Below are 18,973 nucleotides of genomic sequence, written 5' to 3'. Positions count from 1 at the left end.
ATAGGGTGCCCCTGTGCACCTCGGGCAGTACCAGCAGACCTCGACACCGCGACGCCGCTCCGCCGGGCTGGTCGCCTTGACCGTGGCCGCGGCCATCGCCCTGACCGGATGCACGGCTCCCGAGCCGGCTCCGGCCCAGGAGTCTCCCGCCCCCACGACGCTGACCGTCGGCGTGGTGGGAACCCCCACCAGCTTCAACTCCGCCACGGTGCACGGTGACACGCCCGCCAACCGAGCCGTCTCGGCGCTGATCGACGAACACCTGGGTTCGCTCGACGGGACCCTGCAGGTCGTCCCGAACGACGGTCTCGGCCGCATCACGCGCATCGAGGGCGACCCGCTCACGGTGAGCTACGAGCTGTTCCCCGATCGCGTGTGGTCGGATGGCACCCCCATCACCCTGGACGATCTCCTGTTCGGCTGGGCCGTGTCGTCCCACTACTTCGACGACGCGACCTACGACGAGGCCGGCGCGGTCGTCTCCGGCACGCGCTATTTCGAGACGTCGGGACCGATCGACCCGAACGCGCGGACCTCGCGCCCCACGCTCGATCGAGCATCCGACACGCTGACGCTCACCTACGACGAGCCGTTCGCCGACTGGAACCGCCAGTGGCTGCTCGACCGGCCCGTCCACGTCGTCGCCGCGAAGGCCGGCGTGAGCGTCCGCGATCTCATGACGGCGATCCTGACCACGCCCGAGGGCGATCCGACCGCCCCGGTCGCCCCCAACCCCGTGCTGGCTGCTGCGGCCGCCGCCTGGAACACCGGGTTCGACGCTGCGCCGGACGGGACGCTGGACCCGTCGGCGGCTGTCGCGTCCGGTCCGTGGAGGGTCGGCGAAGCGACGAGCTCCTCGCTCACGCTCATCCGTCGCGACGACTACCAGGGCGGGCACTACCCGGGCCTGGAGGGACTGACCGTGCGCTTCTTCCCGGACCGGGCGGCACAGGTCGCGGCGGTGGCAGCCGGCGAGGTCGATATCGCCAACATCGGGGATCCCGATGCCGGTGACCTCGAGGCGCTCGCCGACGCCGACGTGTCCGTGCTGACCGGACCCACGGCAGAGACACTGCAACTGCGATTCGCCGACACCACCTCCGACGCGCTGCGTCAGGCCGTCACGCTGTCGCTGGACCGCGACGAGATCGTGCGGGAGCTCCTGGGCGAGGAGCGAAGCGACGCCCGCCCGCTGCAGTCGTTCCTCTCCTCGCCCGCCACCGGTCAGACCTACACCGACCTCGTCGCAGGCAACGGCGCACCGGGTACGGGAAGTGATCCCGGTGCCGCGCGCTCAGCTCTCGACGATCGTCCGGCCGTCTTGCGCGTCGCCCACGACCCCACCGACGAGATCTCGGCGGCCGTCTTCGCTCGGATGATCACGATGGGCGCCGAGGCGGGCATCGCCGTGCGCGCCGTGGCCGCCGACGAGGTTCCGGATGCCACCCTCGCCTGGGTGGGCGAGGACGAGAGCCTCTACCGGTCGGCGCGCGACCGGCTCGCCGAGGGGGTCACGACCGTCGAGGCCGAGAAGACCTTCCGCGAGATGACCCGCGACACCGATCCGGTGGACGTGCTCGCGCGCGCCACGGAGATCGATCGGGCGCTGTTCGCCGCCTACGCCGGTGTGCCGCTTCTCGAGCGGACCGGTGCGATCGCCGTGGCCAAGGGCGTGGGCGGAGTCACCTACACCTCCGAACCGAACGGCGTGCCGCCGTCGTTCTGGACCTGGTCGCCGCCGGAGCCGTGAGCCCGGGTGCACATCGCGTCACGGGGTCGGGGTCGCCGTCGGAGCGGGGGTGGGCGACGGGGGAGCGAAGACACCGGGCCACCACGCTGCCGCCAGCGGGTAGCCGACGAACGCGACGATGTCGATGAGGGTATGCGCCACGACCAGCGGCATGACCCGTCCCCATCGCTTGTAGCACCACCCGAACACCAGGCCCATCACAACGTTGCCGAGGGCGGACGGCCAGCCCTGGTAGAGGTGGTAGCTGCCGCGGAGGAGGGCGGTCGAGACGATGATCCACGTCCACGACCACCCCAGTCGCCGCAGCCGATCGAACAGATACCCGAGGAAGATCACCTCCTCGGTGAGACCCGCGCGCAGCGCCGCGAGGATCAGGAGCGCGATCACCCACCAGGACGAGTCCAGTGGCGCGGGCACCACGGTGATGCTCTGACCCAGCATCCGACCCACGGCGTACACGCCGATGCCGGGGACTCCGATGAGGGCGACGAGCGCCGCCCCTCTGCCGAGATCGGACCCGAACCGGCGGAAGTCCAGCCCCATGCGGCGCAGCGCGTTGTCGGCCGGCTCCCACAGCAGGTACAGGGCGAGAGCGACCAGCGCGAGCGAGAAGAAGATGTCGAGGGACTGGTACAGCGCGTCCCAGAACGGTTCGGCGCTGCGAGAAGGGTTCAGCTGAGTCTGCTGCTGGGAGATCGGCGCGCGCGTGGCGGCACGGACGAACGACACGACGGAGTAGATCGCGGACTGCCCGACACTGACCAGAAGCACGAGCACGATCTCCCACGCGAGGCGATGCCGCGCGAAACGATCGGACGCGGGGCGTCCCGAAGGGCCGTGGCTCACGGTTTTCGGCGGTGGATCACTTTGCCACATTCGAGGCCTCCCGAGTAAAGCCTTTGTAACGGTTCTGCCCGCGATGAGAAGCAGGACGTTCATGTTGCCTAGGGTGTTCCTATCCTGCCCCCCGGAGGCGTGCGATAGTTCACGACCCGTGTTCACGCTCCGGACGGGCTTCATTCCCTTCCCTGGAGGAACTGTGAAGCGCAACAAGATTGCCCTCACCAGTCTCGCTCTGCTGGGTGTCGCCGGGCTCGCGCTCGCCGGCTGCTCGGCAGGCGGCGACGACTCGGGTGACGCCGGCTCGGCCGACGCCACGGCCATCATCACCACCAACGGCTCGGAGCCCGAGAACCCGTTGATCCCGACCGCGACGAACGAGGTCGGCGGTGGCAAGATCCTCGACGCCATCTTCGCCGGTCTGGTCTCGTACGAGGCCGACGGCGCACCGGTGAACGACATGGCCGAGGAGATCACGGTCAACGACCCGCAGAACCTGACCGTCAAGATCAAGGAAGGCCAGACCTTCAGCGACGGTGAAGAGGTCACCGCCGACAACTTCATCAAGGCGTGGAACTACGGGGCTCTCGCCTCGAACGAGCAGTACAACAGCTACTTCTTCGAGGACATCGTCGGCTTCAGCTACGACGAGGACAGCGAGCTCACCGGTCTGCAGCAGGTCGATGACTACACCTTCACGATCGCGCTGAACAAGCCCGCGTCCGACTTCGCACTCCGCCTGGGCTACTCGGCGTACTACCCGCTGCCCGATGTCGCTTTCGACGACATGGACGCCTTCGGTGAGAACCCGATCGGAAACGGTCCCTACAAGCTCGCCAGCGAGGGCGCCTGGCAGCACAACGTCCAGATCGACCTCGTCAAGAACGAGGACTACCAGGGCGTTCGTCAGGCACAGAACGGCGGCCTGACGATCTCGTTCTACGCCTCGCAGGACGCCGCCTACGCTGCGCTGCTCGGTGGCGAGCTCGACGTCCTCGACGCCGTGCCGCCGTCCGCTCTCGCCAGCTTCGAGTCCGACCTCGGCGACCGCGCGGTCAACCAGCCCGCCGCTGTCTTCCAGTCGTTCACGATCCCCGGACGCCTCGAGCACTTCTCGGGCGAAGAGGGCGAGCTGCGCCGCGCCGCGATCTCGCACGCGATCAACCGTGAGGAGATCACCTCGACGATCTTCCAGGGCACCCGCACCCCCGCCACCGACTTCACCTCGCCCGTCATCGACGGCTGGTCGGACGACCTCGAGGGCTCGGACGTTCTCGAGTTCGACCCCGAGAAGGCCAAGGAGCTGTGGGCTCAGGCCGACGCCATCGCGCCGTGGACCGGTTCGTTCCAGATCGCGTACAACGCCGACGGTGGACACGACCAGTGGGTCGACGCCGTGTCGAACCAGCTCGCGACCACCCTCGGCATCGAGGCGTCGGGCGCTCCCTACCCGACCTTCGCCGAGCTGCGCGCCCAGGTGAACAACGACTCGATCACCACCCCGTTCCGCAGCGGTTGGCAGGCCGACTACCCCGGTCTGTACAACTTCCTCGGACCGCTCTACGCGACCAACGCGGGCTCGAACGACGGTGACTACTCCAGCGCGGAGTTCGACCGTCTGCTGGCCGAGGGCATCTCCTCGACCGACCTCGAGGAGGCCAACCGCCTCTTCGGCGAGGCGCAGACCGTCCTGTTCAAGGACCTGCCCGCCATCCCGCTGTGGTACTCGAACGTCACCGGTGGCTACGCCGAGACGGTTCAGAACGTCGAGTTCGGTTGGAACTCGGTGCCGCTGTTCCACGAGATCACCAAGGTCGGCTAACATCGCCTGATCACTCACCCGCGAGGCGGTGACGTACCCGTCACCGCCTCGCGTGGTGTGTTCCAGCCGTGCACTGCTCATCGGCGGTGCACGGCTTTCGTGCGGTGCCACATCCGAGGCATCCATCCATTCCCCGAAGGGAGACGAGGGTGGGCTATTACATCCTCAGACGACTCCTGCAGGTCATACCGGTGTTCTTCGGTGCGACGCTGCTGATCTATTTCATGGTCTTCGCCATGCCGGGAGACCCGATCCTGGCACTGTTCGGCGACCGGACCCCGAACCCGACCCTGCTGGAGCAGATCAGGGAGCAATACCACCTGAACGAACCATTCATCGTTCAGTACTTCTACTACATCACCGGCGTCCTGCAGGGCGACTTCGGCGTGAGTTTCTCCGGCCAGAGTGTGAACGACATCCTCGCTCGCGCGATCCCCGTCACACTGCGCCTGGCCGTCATGGCGATCGCGATCGAGCTGACGCTGGCGATCATCATCGGCACCGTCTCGGCGCTGCGCAAGGGCAAGATCTTCGACAACGTCTCGCTGATCGTCGCGCTCGTGTTCGTCGCGGTCCCGGTCTTCGTGCTCGCGTTCCTCGCGCAGTACTTCCTGGCGATCCAGTTCGGATGGTTCCGCGCCACCGTGGGCGGTCAGAACGGCTGGGGCGATCTGTGGCTTCCCGCGCTCGTCCTGGGCTTCAGCCTCTATGCGACGAGCATGCGCCTGACTCGCGCGTCGGTCATCGACACGTTGAACCAGGACTGGGTGCGCACCGCATACAGCAAGGGCCTGCCGCGTCGCCGCGTCATCCCCGTCCACGTGCTGCGCAACTCGCTCATCCCCGTGATCACCAACAGCGCGACGAACTTCGGCGTGCTGATGGTCGGTGCCACGGTCACCGAGGGCATCTTCGCCATTCCCGGTGTCGGCGGCACCCTCTACCAGGCGACCATCCGCCAGGAGGGGCCGACCGTCGTGTCCTTCGTGACGGTCTTCGTCGTCTTCTACGTGCTGATCAACCTCGTGGTTGATCTGCTCTACGGTCTGCTCGACCCGAGGATCCGTTATGCCAAGTGATCGCACCCCCGCCCCGCACTACGTCGCGCCGGTGCGCGACGTCGTCGACGCCGTCGACGCTGTCCGTGTCGGCGACAAGCCCCGCAGCCTGTGGGCCGATGCGTGGCGCGACATGCGTCGTCGTCCGACCTTCTGGATCACCTCGGCCGTCGTGTTCGTCGTCGTCCTCATGGCGTTCTTCCCGACCTTGTTCACGCAGGTCGAGCCGTACGGCGCCGGTTGCTCTCTGGCGAACAGCAACGCCGGACCCACCGACGGGCACCCGCTGGGCTTCACCCTTCAGGGCTGCGACATCTGGTCGCGCATCGTGCACGGTGCCCGCACGTCGCTGCTCGTCGGGTTCCTCGCCACGGCCATCGGCACCATCATCGGCACCGTCATGGGTTCGTTCGCGGGCTTCTACGGAGGATGGCTCGACTCGCTGCTCTCGCGCGTCGGCGACATCTTCTTCACGATCCCCTACGTGCTCGCCGCCATCGTCGTCATGAGCGTGTTCTCGCAGAACCGCACGCCGCTCGTCTTGGCTTTCGCCATCGGCGGGTTCGCGTGGGCATCGACCGCTCGCGTGGTGCGAGCCGAGATCCTGCGCGTGCGGCAGGCCGACTACATCACCGCCAGCCGGGCGCTCGGTCTCTCGCGCTTCCGCACCCTTCTGTCGCACGCGCTCCCCAACGCGCTCGCCCCGGTCATCGTCGTCACGACGATCACGCTGGGCGCGGCGATCTCCGCCGAGGCGACCCTGTCGTTCCTGGGTCTCGGCCTGGGCAGCACGGTCATGTCGTGGGGTCTGGACATCGGACAGGCGCAGTCTTCGCTGCGCGTGGCACCGATGGCGCTCATCTACCCATCGATCGCCCTCACCGTCACGGTTCTGGCGTTCATCATCCTGGGCGAGCTGCTGCGCGACGCCCTCGACCCGAAGGCGAGGGCACAGCGATGAACGCACGTTCCAGCGCACCACTGCTGAGCATTCGCGATCTCAAGGTCGCCTTCGACGCGGGCAAGACGTCGCGTCAGGTGCTGCACGGCGTCAGCCTCGACATCCACGCCGGCGAGACCCTCGCGATCGTGGGCGAGTCCGGCTCCGGCAAATCGACGACCGCCTCGGCGATCGTCAACCTGCTGCCGGGCACGGGCCATGTCACGGGTGGATCGATCACCCTCGAGGGTCGGGAGCTGACCGATCTGAGCATCGCTCAGATGGAGGCCGTGCGCGGTCGCGAGATCGGCTACGTTCCCCAGGACCCGATGTCGAACCTCAACCCGGTGTGGAGCATCGGCTTCCAGGTCAAGGAGGCGATCCGGGCCAATGGCATCGCGACCGGGCGCAGGGAGGTCGAGCAGCGTGCCATCGAGGTGCTGAAGCAGGCCGGGCTGAGCGACGCAGAGCGTCGCCTGCACCAGTTCCCGCACCAGTTCTCGGGCGGTATGCGCCAGCGCGCCCTCATCGGCATCGGTCTCGCGGCCGACCCGAAGCTCCTGATCGCCGACGAGCCGACCTCGGCGCTCGACGTCACGGTCCAGCGCGTCATCCTCGACCACATGGCCTCGCTGACGCGCGAGCGCGGGACCTCGGTGCTGCTCATCACGCACGACCTGGGGCTGGCTGCCGAGCGCGCCGACACCATCGTGGTGATGAACCGGGGCGAGATCGTGGAATCGGGGCCCAGCCGGGAGATCCTCGAGAACCCGCAGCACCCGTACACCCAGCGCCTCGTCGCTGCGGCGCCCAGCCTGGCGTCGCAGCGCATCCAGGCGCGCGTCGAGGACCGCGGCATCCTGCACGAGTCCGACATCGACGCCCCCGCCACGGTCAAGGTGACGGAGCTGGTCAAGGAGTACAAGATCCGCCAGGGCGGCTTCCGGAGCGAGCAGTTCCGCGCGGTCGACGGCGTCTCGTTCGAGATCCCGCGCGGCAAGACGCTGGCGCTGGTCGGCGAGTCGGGTTCGGGCAAGTCGACGGTGGCCAAGATGCTGCTCAAGCTCGAGGAGCCCACCTCGGGCACCATCGAGATCGACGGCGTCGACTCGGGCGGCCTGTCCTCGCGGGAGGCGTTCGCGCTGCGTCGTCGCATGCAGCCGGTGTTCCAGGACCCCTACGGTTCGCTCGACCCGCTGCGCAACATCGGGTCGTGCATCGCCGAGCCGCTGGAGATCCACAGGGTCGGCGACAAGGCGTCGCGCCGCGCGCGCGTCGCCGAGCTGCTGGACCAGGTGTCCTTGCCGCAGGAGGTGGCTTCGCGCTATCCCAACGAGCTGTCCGGCGGTCAGCGTCAGCGCGTCGCGATCGCGCGTGCCCTGGCGCTCAAGCCCGACATCCTCGTCCTGGACGAGGCCGTCTCGGCGCTCGACGTGCTGGTGCAGGCCCAGGTCCTGCAGCTGCTTGCCGAGCTGCAGGGCGAGCTCGGACTGACGTACCTGTTCATCACCCACGACCTCGCTGTCGTGCGGGTGGCTGCGGACCTGGTCTGCGTCATGGAACGGGGCAAGGTCGTCGAGCAGGGCACGGTCGACGAGATCTTCGCCCAGCCGTCCCAGGAGTACACGCGGCGTCTGCTCGACGCCATCCCCGGCGCGACACTGTCGCTCGGCGGCAAGTGACGCGAGACGAGCGCTTCCGGGGCGCGGGGCACCCACGGGTGTTCCGCGCCCCCTCGGCCGTGTTCGCGCTGGCGCTCGGCGCCGTCCTGGCCGCGGTGCTGCTGGTGGACGCCGCCCTCCGCGCGGGAGTGGGGGAGATGCTCCTCATCGCCCCGTGGCTGCTCCTGGCCCTGTGGGGCGTATACGCGCTCCTGTTCGCGCCGCACGTGCGCGTCGATGCGGACGGCATCCGGATCCACAACCCCCTGCGGATCGCCGACATCCCGTGGCCGCGCGTCGTGGACATCGACATGCGCTGGCAGCTCGAGGTGCGCACCGACGAGCCTCGCGTCTCCCGGGCCTACGGCGGACCCGTGGCCGGTCGCCCGGGGCGTCCGCCCCTGCGCCGCGACGACGACCGCGGGCGTCGCGAACCGCCGGCCATCCGCGACCTCCTGCTCATCCGGGAGGCCTGGGAGTCGGCGCGCGACACAGCCCCCGCGGGCGCGGTGAAACGCGCATGGGACGTTCCGTCCCTCATTTCCCTGGCGGTCCTGATCGTGTGGGTTACTATCTCTTTGTTCATTTCGGGAGTACTTCGTTGAGCGCGATGCTGCGCTTCTCGGAGCTCTCGGTGACAAAGCGCTATGTCATCGCTTTGTTACGGTCGTGAAAAGTGTGGTCCCCCGGCACCTTCCTCACGAGAACGGCGACGTAGGGTCGATCGAGATCCCACGTCGGGTGCACTGATCGGCGGGGGTCTCGAAGGCGAGAGGATCCCCCCATGATGCACATCCGCCCAGCGTTCCGGACGGGCTCGCGCGCGTCATGACGCTGTACGTCCTGCGGCGTTTTCTCAACTACGCCGTGCTGAGCCTTCTGGCGACCTGCTTGGCCTACGTGCTCGGGAGCGCGCTCCTGCGTCCGCAGGACCGCTTCTACGGCATGAACCCCCGCCCGCCTCAGGAATCGATCGAAGCGAGCCTGAACGCCCTCGGCGCGAATCCCGATGTGCCGATCATCGTCCGCCTGTGGAACTGGTTGGTGAACCTGTTCACGCAGTTCTCGCTGGGCACGACGATCGGCGGACAGCAGGTGACGGCCGAGATCGCCGCCCGCGCCGGGACGAGCCTGCGTCTGCTGCTCATCGGCTCGCTGATCGGCGCCGTCGTGGGCGTGCTCGTGGGAGTGTGGGGCGCGGTGCGGCAGTACCGGGCCAGCGACCAGGTCACGACCTACGCGTCGTACCTCGTCTTCGCCACCCCGACCTTCGTCATCGGCGTCCTGCTCATGATCGCCGCAACAGGCTTCAACAATGCGGTCGGCACCCAGGTCATCCGCTTCACCGGGGAGTACACCGCCGGTGTCGAAGGGTTCTGGCCGGTCGTGGCCGACCGCGCGGTTCACCTGCTCTTGCCGACGCTCGCGCTCGTCCTCATCAGCGCGGCGTCGTACTCGCGGTACCAGCGCAGCATGATGCTCGACGTGCTGGGTGCCGACTACATCCGCACCGCCCGGGCGAAGGGGCTGCCCCGTACGCAGGCGCTGTTCCGCCATGGAGTGCGCATCGCTCTCATCCCGATGTCGACGTTCTTCGCCTACAGCTTCGGCACGTTGATCGCCGGCTCGACGATGCTCGAGATCGTGTTCTCGTGGCGGGGGATGGGGCAGTTCCAGCTCAACGCCGTGACGCAGCAGGACATCAACGCCGTGGCCGGTTCGACACTGTTCGTCGCCGTGCTGGTGTTGCTGTCGTCGACCCTGTCCGAGGTGCTGTACGCCGCACTCGACCCGAGAGTGAGGAGCTGACATGACGATGCAGGAGGAGGCGATCGACGGCACCCTGGATGCCGTCAGCCCGGTGACCCGTGATCGCAAGCCGCTCTCGCGCGGAGCGCTCGTGCGCGCGCGGTTGCGCAAGATGCCGCGGTTCTGGGTCGGTGGTGGCATCCTCGCCTTCATCGTCCTGTGGGCCTTCATCGGTCCGCTGCTCTACCCGTACGGGCCCAGCGAACGCGACTTCCTCAATGTCGGGCTCGGACCGACCCAGCTGCACTGGTTCGGCACCAACGGCATCGGTCAGGACATCTACGCCCAGACCCTCGTCGGGCTGCAGAAGTCCCTCATCATCGGCGCCCTCGCCGGGATCGGCGCGACGCTCATCGCCGCCGCGGTGGGGTCGGTCGCCGGTTACCTCGGCGGCAAGGTCGACGCCGTGATCGGCTGGCTCATCCACCTGCTGCTGGTCATCCCGTCGTTCTTCATCCTCGTGCTGTTGAGCCCGCTGACGCGCGGGCTGTCGTGGCTGGCGCTGACCTTCTTCCTCGCCGCCTTCAGCTGGATGATCCTCGCGCAGGTGGTGCGCAATCAGACCCGGTCGCTGCGCAACCGAGACTTCGTGCGCGCCGCGCGCTACATGGGGATGCCCACGCGCAAGATCCTCGGGCGCCACATCATCCCGAACATCGCCTCGCTGCTGATCATCGATGCGACCCTCGGCATCGTCGCGGCCATCATGGCCGAGACCTCGCTCAGCTACTTCGGATTCGGCGTGCAGCCGCCCGATGTCTCGCTCGGCACGCTGCTGGCCGCGGGGACGTCGGCCGCCGTCACCCGGCCCTGGCTGTTCGTGTATCCCGCGGGCGTGCTCATCGTGCTGCTGCTGGCCATCAGCCTCATCGGCGACGCCCTGCGCGACGCCATCGACCCCACGTCCGGAGCGAACCGTGACTGATCCCCGTTCCGCCACCCTCTCGTCGCCGACCGGGCGTTCGCCCCTGCTGTCGGTGCGCGACCTCAGCGTCACGTTCCCGCAGCGCGAGGGCAATGCCGTGCGCGCCGTCCGCGGAATCTCCTACGACGTGCACGAGGGCGAGTTCCTCGGCATCGTAGGCGAGTCGGGGTCCGGAAAGTCGGTGTCGTCGCTCGCGGTCATGGGGCTGCTGCCCTCGAACGCCCGCGTCGAGGGTGACATCGTCTACGACGGCCGGTCGCTGCTGTCGATGAGCGACGCCCAGCTGTCGAAGATCCGTGGCGCCGAGCTCGCCATGGTGTTCCAGGACCCGCTGTCGGCCCTGACCCCGGTCTACACCGTGGGGGACCAGATCTCGGAGGGGCTGCGGCTGCACGACCGCTCGCTGTCGGCACAGGGCGCCCACGCCCGCTCGGTCGAGCTGCTCAAGCTCGTCGGCATCCCGGATGCCGAGCGCCGAGCGCGGGCGTACCCGCACGAGTTCTCCGGTGGCATGCGCCAGCGCGCGATGATCGCGATGGCGATCGCGAACGACCCGCGCGTGATCATCGCGGATGAACCCACGACCGCTCTCGATGTGACCATCCAGGCGCAGATCCTCGAGGTGCTGCAGAAGGCGCGCGAGGTCACCGGCGCGGCCGTCGTGCTGATCACCCACGACCTCGGCGTCGTCGCCGGCCACGCCGATCGCGTGGCGGTCATGTACGCGGGCAAGCTCGTCGAGAGGGGCTCCGTCGACGAGATCTTCCACGATCCGCACATGCCGTACACGGTCGGGCTGCTGCGTTCCGTGCCGAACATGCAGACGGCCGGCACCCAGCGCCTGGTCCCTCTGGAGGGGCGACCGCCGTCCCTCGCCGACCTGCCGCAGGGGTGCCCCTTCGCCGCACGGTGCCCGATCGCGATCGACGCCTGCCGTGAGGTGGAGCCCGAGCTGGTCGCCCACGGCGTCATGCCCGACCATGTGTCCGCCTGCATTCGCGCCGACGAGGTCGCCTCGGGTGCGCTGCCGCGGCCCGACATCTTCCCGCGCCCCGAGGCGCTGGGGGCGATCCCGCCGCTGCGTCCGGACGTCACGCCGGCCGTCGAGGTCACCGATCTCGTCAAGCATTTCCCGCTGATGAAGGGGGCGGTCTTCCCGCGGCGGATCGGCACGGTTCGCGCGGTCGACGGGATTTCGTTCTCGATCCAGCCGGGCCGCACCATGGGCCTGGTGGGGGAGTCCGGGTGCGGGAAGACCACCACGATCCTCGAGATCATGGAGATGGTCGCGCCCCAGCAGGGGACGATCCGCATCAACGGCACGGACGTGGGTTCGGTGGGGCGCCGCGACAAGGCGACCCTGCGCAAGGACATCCAGATCGTGTTCCAAGACCCGATGGGCGCGATCGATCCGCGCCTCCCGGTCGGTGAGGTCATCACCGAGCCCCTTCTCGTGCAGGGCGTCTCGCGGGCGGAGCGAGACCGCAAGGTGACGGAGCTGCTCGAGCTCGTGGGGCTCGATCCCGCGATGTCCGACCGGTATCCGCACGAGTTCTCGGGTGGTCAGCGCCAACGCATCGGCATCGCCCGCGCGCTGGCGACCGACCCGGCCGTGGTCGTGCTGGACGAGCCGGTCTCGGCGCTGGACGTCTCGATCCAGGCCGGCGTCATCAACCTCCTGGAAGACCTGAAGGAGCGCCTCGGGCTGTCGTTCCTCTTCGTGGCGCACGACCTCGCTGTCGTACGTCAGATCGCGGACGACGTGTCGGTCATGTACCTCGGCCGCATCGTCGAGCAGGGCCCGGTCGACGCGGTCTTCGACGACCCGCGGCATCCGTACACGAAGGCGTTGATCTCGGCGGCGCCGATCCCCGATCCGCGCATCGAGCGATCGCGCACCCGCATCCTGCTCGACGGCGATCTGCCGAGCCCGACGCAGGAGATCTCGGGATGCCGTTTCCGCACGCGGTGCCCGCTGTACCGACTGCTGCCCGACGCCGACCGGCGCCGGTGCGACTCCGACGACCCGGGTCTGCGCCCCTCGGCGCGTTCTCGGGTGGCGTGTCACTACGCCGAACGGTCCGACCTCGTCCTGGTGACGGCGTCGGCCGAATTCCCCCCCAGGTCCCCGACCGATGGCACCACGTCGCCGGGGGCCCTCCCTGATCACCAATGAGAGGACTGATCACATGAAGATCCGCAAAGCGAAGGCTCTCGGCGCGCTCGCGCTGCTGAGCGCCGCCGCCCTGGCGATCGCGGGCTGCGCGCCGGGCAACACCGCCGCACCGTCGGCAGACCCCGAGGCGCAGAACTCCCTGCCCTCCACCGCGTGGACGCGCGCCGACGCCGCCGACGTGCAGGATGGCGGCGACCTCACGCTGGCCGTCAGCGCCATGCCCGTGAACTGGAACACCTTCCACATCGACGGCAATGAGTCGGACACCAACGACATCGCCGACACGATGCGCGGGGGCCCGATGAAGATCAACGAGACCGGTGAGCCCGTGCTCGACGAGAACTACGCCTCGTCGGTCGAACTCACCAGCGAGGATCCGCAGGTCGTCGACATCAAGCTGAACCCCGCCGCGGTCTGGGAGGACGGTACGCCGATCACCGTGGCCGACTACGTCGCGACCTGGCAGGCCAACAACGGCTCCAACGAGGAATACGTCCCCGTCTCGACGAGCGGATGGGACCAGATCTCCTCCATCGAGCAGGGTGAGGACGAGTTCAACGTCGTCATCACCTTCTCGTCGATCTACGCGGACTGGCAGTCGCTGCTTCTGTACATCCTTCCGGCCAGCGTCGCCAGCGACCCGACGACGTTCAACACCGGGTACACCTCGCAGGCGGTGCCGTCCTCGGGTCCCTTCCGTGTCGCGTCGCTCGACAACACGGCCGGCATCGTCACTCTGGAGCGCAACCCCAACTGGTGGGGCGAGACGCCCAAGCTCGACACCGTCGTCTTCCGGGCCGTGAGCCAGGACCAGCAGGGCTCGTCCTTCAGCAACGGCGAGATCGACGGACTCTACATCTCGGCGAACGCCGATCTGTACCAGACGGCTCAGAACGTCGAAGGTGCTCAGATCCAGGCGTCGAACGGTCTGACCTGGACCCACATCACGATGAACGCGGCCAACGGCCCGCTCGCCGACGTCAACGTGCGTAAGGCCGTGGCGTCCATCGTGAACCGTGAGCAGATCGCCAACACGGCGAACTCGCCTGTCGGTGTCCCTCCCATCACGCAGGGGAGCTACGTCTTCATGCCCGGTCAGGATGGCTACACCGACGAGGCGCTGCCCTACGACACCGAGGCCGGAGCGGCCTTCCTCGAGGACGCCGGGTACACCAAGGACGGCGACTCGTGGACGAAGGACGGAGAGGCTCTTTCGCTCACCGTCACGGTTCCCGCCGACACGGCGACGAACATCCAGCGCGCCGAGCAGATCCAGGCCGACCTCGGCGAGTTCGGCATCCCGGTCGAGCTCGTCTCGGTTCCCGTGGGCGGCTACTTCAGCGACTACATCATCCCGGGCGACTTCGAGATGGTGACCTTCTCGTGGGTCGGTACGGCGTTCCCGATCTCGTCGACCGAGTCGCTGTTCTCGCCGGTGGACTCGGCGCAGAACTTCACCGGCATCACCGATGACCGACTCGCCGATCTGTGGGAGCAGGCGAACAGCGAACTCGACCCCGAGGCGCGTCTGCAGACGGCGGAGGAGATCGACAAGGTGCTGTGGGAGTACGTCCCGATCATCCCGATCGCCCCGCTGCCCAACGTGTACGCCGTCAAGGAAGGTCTCGTGAACTGGGGTGCCACCCAGTTCGAGACCATCGACTGGACGATCGTGGGCTTCGCCAATAGCTGAGCCCAGGAGGGGCGGGATCCCGAGGGATCCCGCCCCTTTCGCGTGCCCGCGCGCTTCCTGAACGCCGCCTGCCGGGGGTGTCGCGTGCGCCCGGTAGACTGAACTGGCCCGATTCCGGGCGCCACCCCGAATTTTCCTGGAGACCCTCCATGGCGCACGCCCTTCGTCCTGACCTCCGAAACGTCGCGATCGTCGCGCACGTCGACCACGGCAAGACGACCCTCGTCGACGCCATGCTCCGCCAGACCAACTCGTTCGGCGACCACGCGCACGTCGAGGAGCGCGCGATGGACTCGAACGACCTCGAGCGCGAGAAGGGCATCACGATCCTCGCCAAGAACACGGCGATCACCTACAACGGTGCGCACACCGACGTGCCGGTGACGATCAACGTCATCGACACCCCCGGTCACGCCGACTTCGGTGGTGAGGTCGAGCGCGGTCTGTCGATGGTCGACGGCGTGGTGCTGCTCGTCGACGCGTCGGAGGGCCCGCTGCCGCAGACGCGCTTCGTGCTGCGCAAGGCGCTCGAGGCCAAGCTCCCCGTCATCCTGCTGGTCAACAAGACCGATCGTCCCGACGCGCGCATCGCCGAGGTCGAGGAAGAGGCGCACGACCTGCTGCTCGGTCTCGCCTCCGACCTCGTGGACGACGTGCCCGACCTCGACGTCGACGCGCTGCTGGACGTCCCGGTCGTGTACGCTTCCGGCCGTGCGGGCGCCGCGTCGCTGAACCGCCCTGACAACGGCTCCCTCCCCGACAACGACGACCTCGAGCCGCTGTTCGGCGCGATCCTCGAGCACGTCCCGGCTCCGTCGTACGACGACGAGGCGCCCCTGCAGGCGTGGGTCACCAACCTCGACTCCAGCCCCTTCCTCGGTCGTCTCGCGCTGCTGCGCATTTTCAACGGCACGCTGAAGAAGGGCCAGACGGTCGCCTGGGTGCGTCACGACGGCTCGCACTCGAACGCTCGCGTGACCGAACTGCTCATGACCAAGGCGCTGGAGCGCTTCCCCGCCGAGTCCGCCGGTCCCGGCGACATCGTCGCGATCGCCGGCTTCCCCGACATCACGATCGGCGAGACCATCGCCGACCCCGAGGACGTGCGTCCCCTGCCGGCCATCACGGTCGACGACCCCGCGATCTCGATGACCATCGGAACGAACACCTCGCCCCTCATGGGCAAGGTCAAGGGGCACAAGCTCACCGCCCGCATGGTCAAGGATCGCCTCGACCGCGAGCTCATCGGCAACGTCTCGCTCAAGGTCGTCGACATCGGACGCCCGGATGCCTGGGAGGTCCAGGGCCGCGGCGAGCTCGCCCTCGCCATTCTCGTCGAGAACATGCGCCGCGAGGGCTTCGAGCTCACCGTGGGCAAGCCCCAGGTCGTCACCAAGCGCGGCGAGGACGGCAAGCTCAAGGAGCCGTACGAGCACCTGACGATCGACGCGCCCGAGGAGCACCTCGGAGCGATCACGCAGCTCATGGCCGCCCGCAAGGGGCGCATGGACAACATGACCAACCACGGCACCGGCTGGGTCCGCATGGAGTTCGTCGTGCCCTCGCGCGGCCTCATCGGCTTCCGGAGCGAGTTCCTCACGATCACCCGCGGCACCGGTATCGCCAATGCCATCTCGCACGGCTACGACGACTGGGCCGGTTCGATCACGACCCGCCAGAACGGGTCGATCGTCGCCGACCGCCAGGGCGTCGTGACGCCGTTCGCGATGATCGCGCTGCAGGAGCGCATGAGCTTCTTCGTGCAGCCCACCGAGGAGGTCTACGAGGGCATGGTCATCGGCGAGAACTCGCGCGCCGACGACATGGACGTGAACATCACGAAGGAGAAGAAGCTGACGAACATGCGCTCGTCGACGTCGGACTCCTTCGAGTCGATGACCCCGCCGCGCTTCCTCACGCTCGAGGAGTCGCTGGAGTTCGCCCGCGACGACGAATGCGTCGAGGTCACGCCCGAGAAGGTGCGCATCCGCAAGGTCGTGCTAGACGCGACCGAGCGCGGCCGTGCCGCCTCGCGCGCCAAGCGCCAGGATGCCAACGCCTGAGGGCTCTCCCTCCACAACGGCCCCGTGCAGCTCACGCAGTGCGGGGCCGTTGCCGTGAACGGGAAGACCGTCGGGTCAGGCGCTCGACCCCTCCCGGAGCACTTTCGCGAGCGGACGACCCTTCGCCAGCTCGTCGACCATCTTGTCGAGCAGCCGGATGCGGTACATCAGCGGGTCGTCGATCTCCTCGACACGGATCCCGCAGACGACACCGGTCACATTCACCGACAGCGGGTTCAACCGGGCGGCCTCGAAGAACTCGCGGAACGTCACGGATGCCGCGATGTGGCGCGACAGTTCCTCGTCGTCGAACCCGGTGAGCCAGCGGATGACGGCATCCACTTCGTCACGCGTCCGGCCCTTGCGCTCGACCTTCTCCACGTAGAGCGGGTAGACCGCGGAGAACGCGGTGTCGAAGATTCGGCTCATGCGGGAACGCTACCCGTGCTCGCCCTCGTGGGCGAGCGCTGGGCGATTCGGCGCCGCGGATGATTCGGTGTCCAAGACACGCCGCCGACCCTGCCCCGCGAACGGCGTGTCCTGGACACCGGGAGCTGCGCGCCGCCCCGCTGCGGTGCGTGGACCCACGCCCCGGTCAGTGCGACTCGGACACCAGTACGGCGCTCGTCCCGGGGGTGAGCGCTTCGAAGATGTGCGGAGCGTCGCCGGGGTACGAGAGGTAGTCGCCGGGGTTCAGCTCGTACGGCGCATCGGCGGGGCCGACGCGGCCGCGTCCGCTCACGAGCACGCAGTGCTCGACGGTGCCGCGCGAGTGCGGATCCGAGACGCGCGCGCTTCCGGGCTCCACGCGCAGGAGGTAGATGTCGCGTCGGACGTGCGGCGGACTCGCCGAGAGCAGGATGGCGAGGTAGTCGGCGCCCGTGGCGGGCACGGCCGCCGTGCCCTCGCCCGCGCGGATGAGGGTGGGGGAGCGGACGCCTTCGTCCACCAGCACCGCGAACGGGACGTCCAGCGCCGTGGCCAGCGCCCACAACGTCTCCACGCTGGGATTGCCTCCGCCGTTCTCGAGTTGCGACACGGTCGCCTTGGCCACGCCCGCGCGGCGCGCCAGTTCGGAGACGCTGAGCTCGCGGCGCTCGCGTTCGCGCCGCAGGGTCGCCGCGATGCGGTCGCCGAGATCGGTCATGTGTTCATTATGCTCAGCGATCGTTCGATTTGACGAACGCACGCAATCGTTCGAGACTCTGTCCATGCGTTCGATAGATCGAACACCCCTCGATGCGGCGAGGCGCCAGGGACTCGCCGTCGCGCTGGCGACCAGCGCGTACGGCATCTCCTTCGGCGCACTCTCGGTGGCATCCGGTCTCGACGTGTGGCAGACGTGCGTGTTGAGTCTGCTGATGTTCACCGGCGGGTCGCAGTTCGCGTTCGTGGGCGTGATCGCCGCAGGGGGAGTGGCCGCGGCTCCCGCCGCCATCGCATCGGCGGGTCTCCTCGGCGTGCGGAACGCCGCCTACGCGATGCGCATGTCACCCGTGGTCGGCCCGGGCCGCGCGCGGCGCGCGCTCGCGACCCCGTTCACGATCGACGAGTCGGTCGCGGTGTCGCTCGCCCAGTCGACCCCGGACGGGCGGCGCGCGGGGTTCTGGGTCACCGGCGTCGCGATCTGGGTCGGATGGAACCTGACGACGCTCGCGGGCGCTCTGCTCGGCGACGTCCTGGGCGACCCCCGGGCATGGGGCCTGGATGCCGCGGCGGCGGCCGCTTTCCTCGCCCTGCTGTGGCCACGGCTTCGCGGTCGCCAGCCGCTCGCGGTCGCCGTCGGCGCAGCGGCGGTCGCTGCGCTGCTGACGCCGTGGGTCCTGCCCGGCATCCCGGTGATCGCGGCCGCCGGCGTCGCCCTCGCGCTCGGGTGGCTCGACCCCCGACCTGCAGCCGCCGACGACGAGGGAGGGATGCCATGAGCCTGTGGACCGCCGTGCTGGCGGCATCCGTTCTCTGCCTCGCGCTCAAGGCGATCGGGTACCTGCTGCCACAGCGCTGGGTGGACGCTCCCCGACCGGCGCGCATCGCCGATCTGCTGACGGTCGCCCTGCTCTCGGCGCTCGTCGTCGTGCAGGCCCTGGCCACGGGACCCGCGATCGTCGTCGATGCCCGCGTCCCTGCGGTCATCGTCGCGGCGCTGCTGCTGTGGATGCGGGCGCCGTTCCTCGTGGTGGTGGCGGCAGCCGCGGTCACGGCCGCGCTGCTGCGGGCGCTCGGCTGGGCCACATGA

16 protein-coding genes are annotated in these 18,973 nt (G+C 68.5%); 13 read left to right on the top strand and 3 right to left on the bottom strand.

The genetic code is table 11. From position 1 onward, the window contains the following. The first annotated feature begins 13 nt into the window (after nt 1-13). Complete coding sequence (locus tag LL239_RS10990; RefSeq protein ID WP_228163480.1) at nt 14-1,750, top strand: ABC transporter substrate-binding protein; 1,737 nt, start codon at nt 14-16, stop codon at nt 1,748-1,750. A gap of 18 nt (nt 1,751-1,768) precedes the next feature. Here LL239_RS10990 and LL239_RS10985 read toward each other — a convergent pair whose 3' ends face one another. After that, nucleotides 1,769-2,626: a CPBP family intramembrane glutamic endopeptidase gene (locus LL239_RS10985; RefSeq protein ID WP_374197629.1), complete on the bottom strand. Its 858-nt coding sequence runs from the start codon at nt 2,624-2,626 to the stop codon at nt 1,769-1,771. A 163-nt stretch (nt 2,627-2,789) separates the two neighbouring features. On the opposite strand from LL239_RS10985, the gene LL239_RS10980 reads away from it, so the two are divergent. The 10 genes from LL239_RS10980 to typA all read left to right on the top strand — a co-directional run bounded on the left by LL239_RS10980 (nt 2,790) and on the right by typA (nt 16,737). Beyond that, nucleotides 2,790-4,412 carry a peptide ABC transporter substrate-binding protein gene (locus LL239_RS10980; RefSeq protein WP_228163478.1) on the top strand — a complete coding sequence of 541 codons (1,623 nt, stop codon included), beginning with the start codon at nt 2,790-2,792 and terminating at the stop codon, nt 4,410-4,412. Between the two features lie 149 nt (nt 4,413-4,561). Further along, nucleotides 4,562-5,491 (top strand): ABC transporter permease, encoded by a 930-nt coding sequence (locus LL239_RS10975; protein ID WP_228163477.1) that lies wholly within the window; start codon nt 4,562-4,564, stop codon nt 5,489-5,491. Continuing rightward, nucleotides 5,481-6,431: an ABC transporter permease gene (locus LL239_RS10970; protein ID WP_228163476.1), complete on the top strand. Its 951-nt coding sequence runs from the start codon at nt 5,481-5,483 to the stop codon at nt 6,429-6,431. The genes LL239_RS10975 and LL239_RS10970 overlap by 11 nt, the downstream gene beginning before the upstream one ends. After that, the gene (locus LL239_RS10965; RefSeq protein WP_228163475.1) at nt 6,428-8,092 is read left to right on the top strand and encodes an ABC transporter ATP-binding protein; all 1,665 of its coding nucleotides are present in this window, start codon (nt 6,428-6,430) and stop codon (nt 8,090-8,092) included. Before LL239_RS10970 ends, LL239_RS10965 begins: the two co-directional genes overlap by 4 nt. Then, nucleotides 8,089-8,676: a PH domain-containing protein gene (locus LL239_RS10960; RefSeq protein WP_228163474.1), complete on the top strand. Its 588-nt coding sequence runs from the start codon at nt 8,089-8,091 to the stop codon at nt 8,674-8,676. The genes LL239_RS10965 and LL239_RS10960 overlap by 4 nt, the downstream gene beginning before the upstream one ends. A 223-nt stretch (nt 8,677-8,899) precedes the next feature. After that, complete coding sequence (locus tag LL239_RS10955; RefSeq protein ID WP_228163473.1) at nt 8,900-9,880, top strand: ABC transporter permease; 981 nt, start codon at nt 8,900-8,902, stop codon at nt 9,878-9,880. Nucleotide 9,881: 1 nt separating this feature from the next. Beyond that, complete coding sequence (locus tag LL239_RS10950; RefSeq protein WP_228163472.1) at nt 9,882-10,805, top strand: ABC transporter permease; 924 nt, start codon at nt 9,882-9,884, stop codon at nt 10,803-10,805. Continuing rightward, a complete protein-coding gene (locus LL239_RS10945; protein ID WP_228163471.1) occupies nt 10,798-12,981 on the top strand; it encodes an ABC transporter ATP-binding protein in 2,184 nt (727 codons plus the stop codon). Before LL239_RS10950 ends, LL239_RS10945 begins: the two co-directional genes overlap by 8 nt. 13 nt (nt 12,982-12,994) lie before the next feature. Next, on the top strand, nt 12,995-14,674 hold the full coding sequence (locus LL239_RS10940; protein WP_228163470.1) for an ABC transporter family substrate-binding protein: 1,680 nt from the start codon (nt 12,995-12,997) through the stop codon (nt 14,672-14,674). Nucleotides 14,675-14,823: 149 nt separating this feature from the next. Then, nucleotides 14,824-16,737 (top strand): translational GTPase TypA, encoded by a 1,914-nt coding sequence (typA, locus tag LL239_RS10935; protein WP_228163469.1) that lies wholly within the window; start codon nt 14,824-14,826, stop codon nt 16,735-16,737. A gap of 75 nt (nt 16,738-16,812) precedes the next feature. Here typA and LL239_RS10930 read toward each other — a convergent pair whose 3' ends face one another. Both LL239_RS10930 and LL239_RS10925 read right to left on the bottom strand, forming a co-directional pair. Continuing rightward, complete coding sequence (locus tag LL239_RS10930; RefSeq protein ID WP_228163468.1) at nt 16,813-17,166, bottom strand: DUF2200 domain-containing protein; 354 nt, start codon at nt 17,164-17,166, stop codon at nt 16,813-16,815. A 166-nt stretch (nt 17,167-17,332) separates the two neighbouring features. After that, nucleotides 17,333-17,884 (bottom strand): helix-turn-helix domain-containing protein, encoded by a 552-nt coding sequence (locus tag LL239_RS10925; RefSeq protein WP_228163467.1) that lies wholly within the window; start codon nt 17,882-17,884, stop codon nt 17,333-17,335. A 64-nt stretch (nt 17,885-17,948) separates the two neighbouring features. On the opposite strand from LL239_RS10925, the gene LL239_RS10920 reads away from it, so the two are divergent. Beyond that, the gene (locus LL239_RS10920) at nt 17,949-18,662 is read left to right on the top strand and encodes an AzlC family ABC transporter permease (RefSeq protein WP_228163466.1); all 714 of its coding nucleotides are present in this window, start codon (nt 17,949-17,951) and stop codon (nt 18,660-18,662) included. Next, nucleotides 18,659-18,973, top strand: coding sequence for an AzlD domain-containing protein (locus LL239_RS10915; protein WP_228163465.1), 315 nt, complete (start codon nt 18,659-18,661; stop codon nt 18,971-18,973). Before LL239_RS10920 ends, LL239_RS10915 begins: the two co-directional genes overlap by 4 nt.

Origin of the sequence: Microbacterium testaceum (genome assembly GCF_020781835.1) — a bacterium.
Lineage (GTDB): Bacteria > Actinomycetota > Actinomycetes > Actinomycetales > Microbacteriaceae > Microbacterium > Microbacterium testaceum_H.
Note: the sequence above shows the minus strand (reverse complement) of the source record. Positions and strands in the feature narration are given on the sequence as shown.

What these genes read in the sequence shown, in the direction of transcription:
- LL239_RS10985 (WP_374197629.1), bottom strand. Translation starts at nt 2,626, where the DNA reads ATGTGGCAAAGTGATCCACCGCCGAAAACCGTGAGCCACGGCCCTTCG.
- LL239_RS10955 (WP_228163473.1), top strand. Translation starts at nt 8,900, where the DNA reads ATGACGCTGTACGTCCTGCGGCGTTTTCTCAACTACGCCGTGCTGAGC.
- LL239_RS10930 (WP_228163468.1), bottom strand. Translation starts at nt 17,166, where the DNA reads ATGAGCCGAATCTTCGACACCGCGTTCTCCGCGGTCTACCCGCTCTAC.
- LL239_RS10940 (WP_228163470.1), top strand. Translation starts at nt 12,995, where the DNA reads ATGAAGATCCGCAAAGCGAAGGCTCTCGGCGCGCTCGCGCTGCTGAGC.
- LL239_RS10950 (WP_228163472.1), top strand. Translation starts at nt 9,882, where the DNA reads ATGACGATGCAGGAGGAGGCGATCGACGGCACCCTGGATGCCGTCAGC.
- LL239_RS10970 (WP_228163476.1), top strand. Translation starts at nt 5,481, where the DNA reads ATGCCAAGTGATCGCACCCCCGCCCCGCACTACGTCGCGCCGGTGCGC.
- LL239_RS10920 (WP_228163466.1), top strand. Translation starts at nt 17,949, where the DNA reads ATGCGTTCGATAGATCGAACACCCCTCGATGCGGCGAGGCGCCAGGGA.
- LL239_RS10925 (WP_228163467.1), bottom strand. Translation starts at nt 17,884, where the DNA reads ATGACCGATCTCGGCGACCGCATCGCGGCGACCCTGCGGCGCGAACGC.
- typA (WP_228163469.1), top strand. Translation starts at nt 14,824, where the DNA reads ATGGCGCACGCCCTTCGTCCTGACCTCCGAAACGTCGCGATCGTCGCG.
- LL239_RS10965 (WP_228163475.1), top strand. Translation starts at nt 6,428, where the DNA reads ATGAACGCACGTTCCAGCGCACCACTGCTGAGCATTCGCGATCTCAAG.
- LL239_RS10915 (WP_228163465.1), top strand. Translation starts at nt 18,659, where the DNA reads ATGAGCCTGTGGACCGCCGTGCTGGCGGCATCCGTTCTCTGCCTCGCG.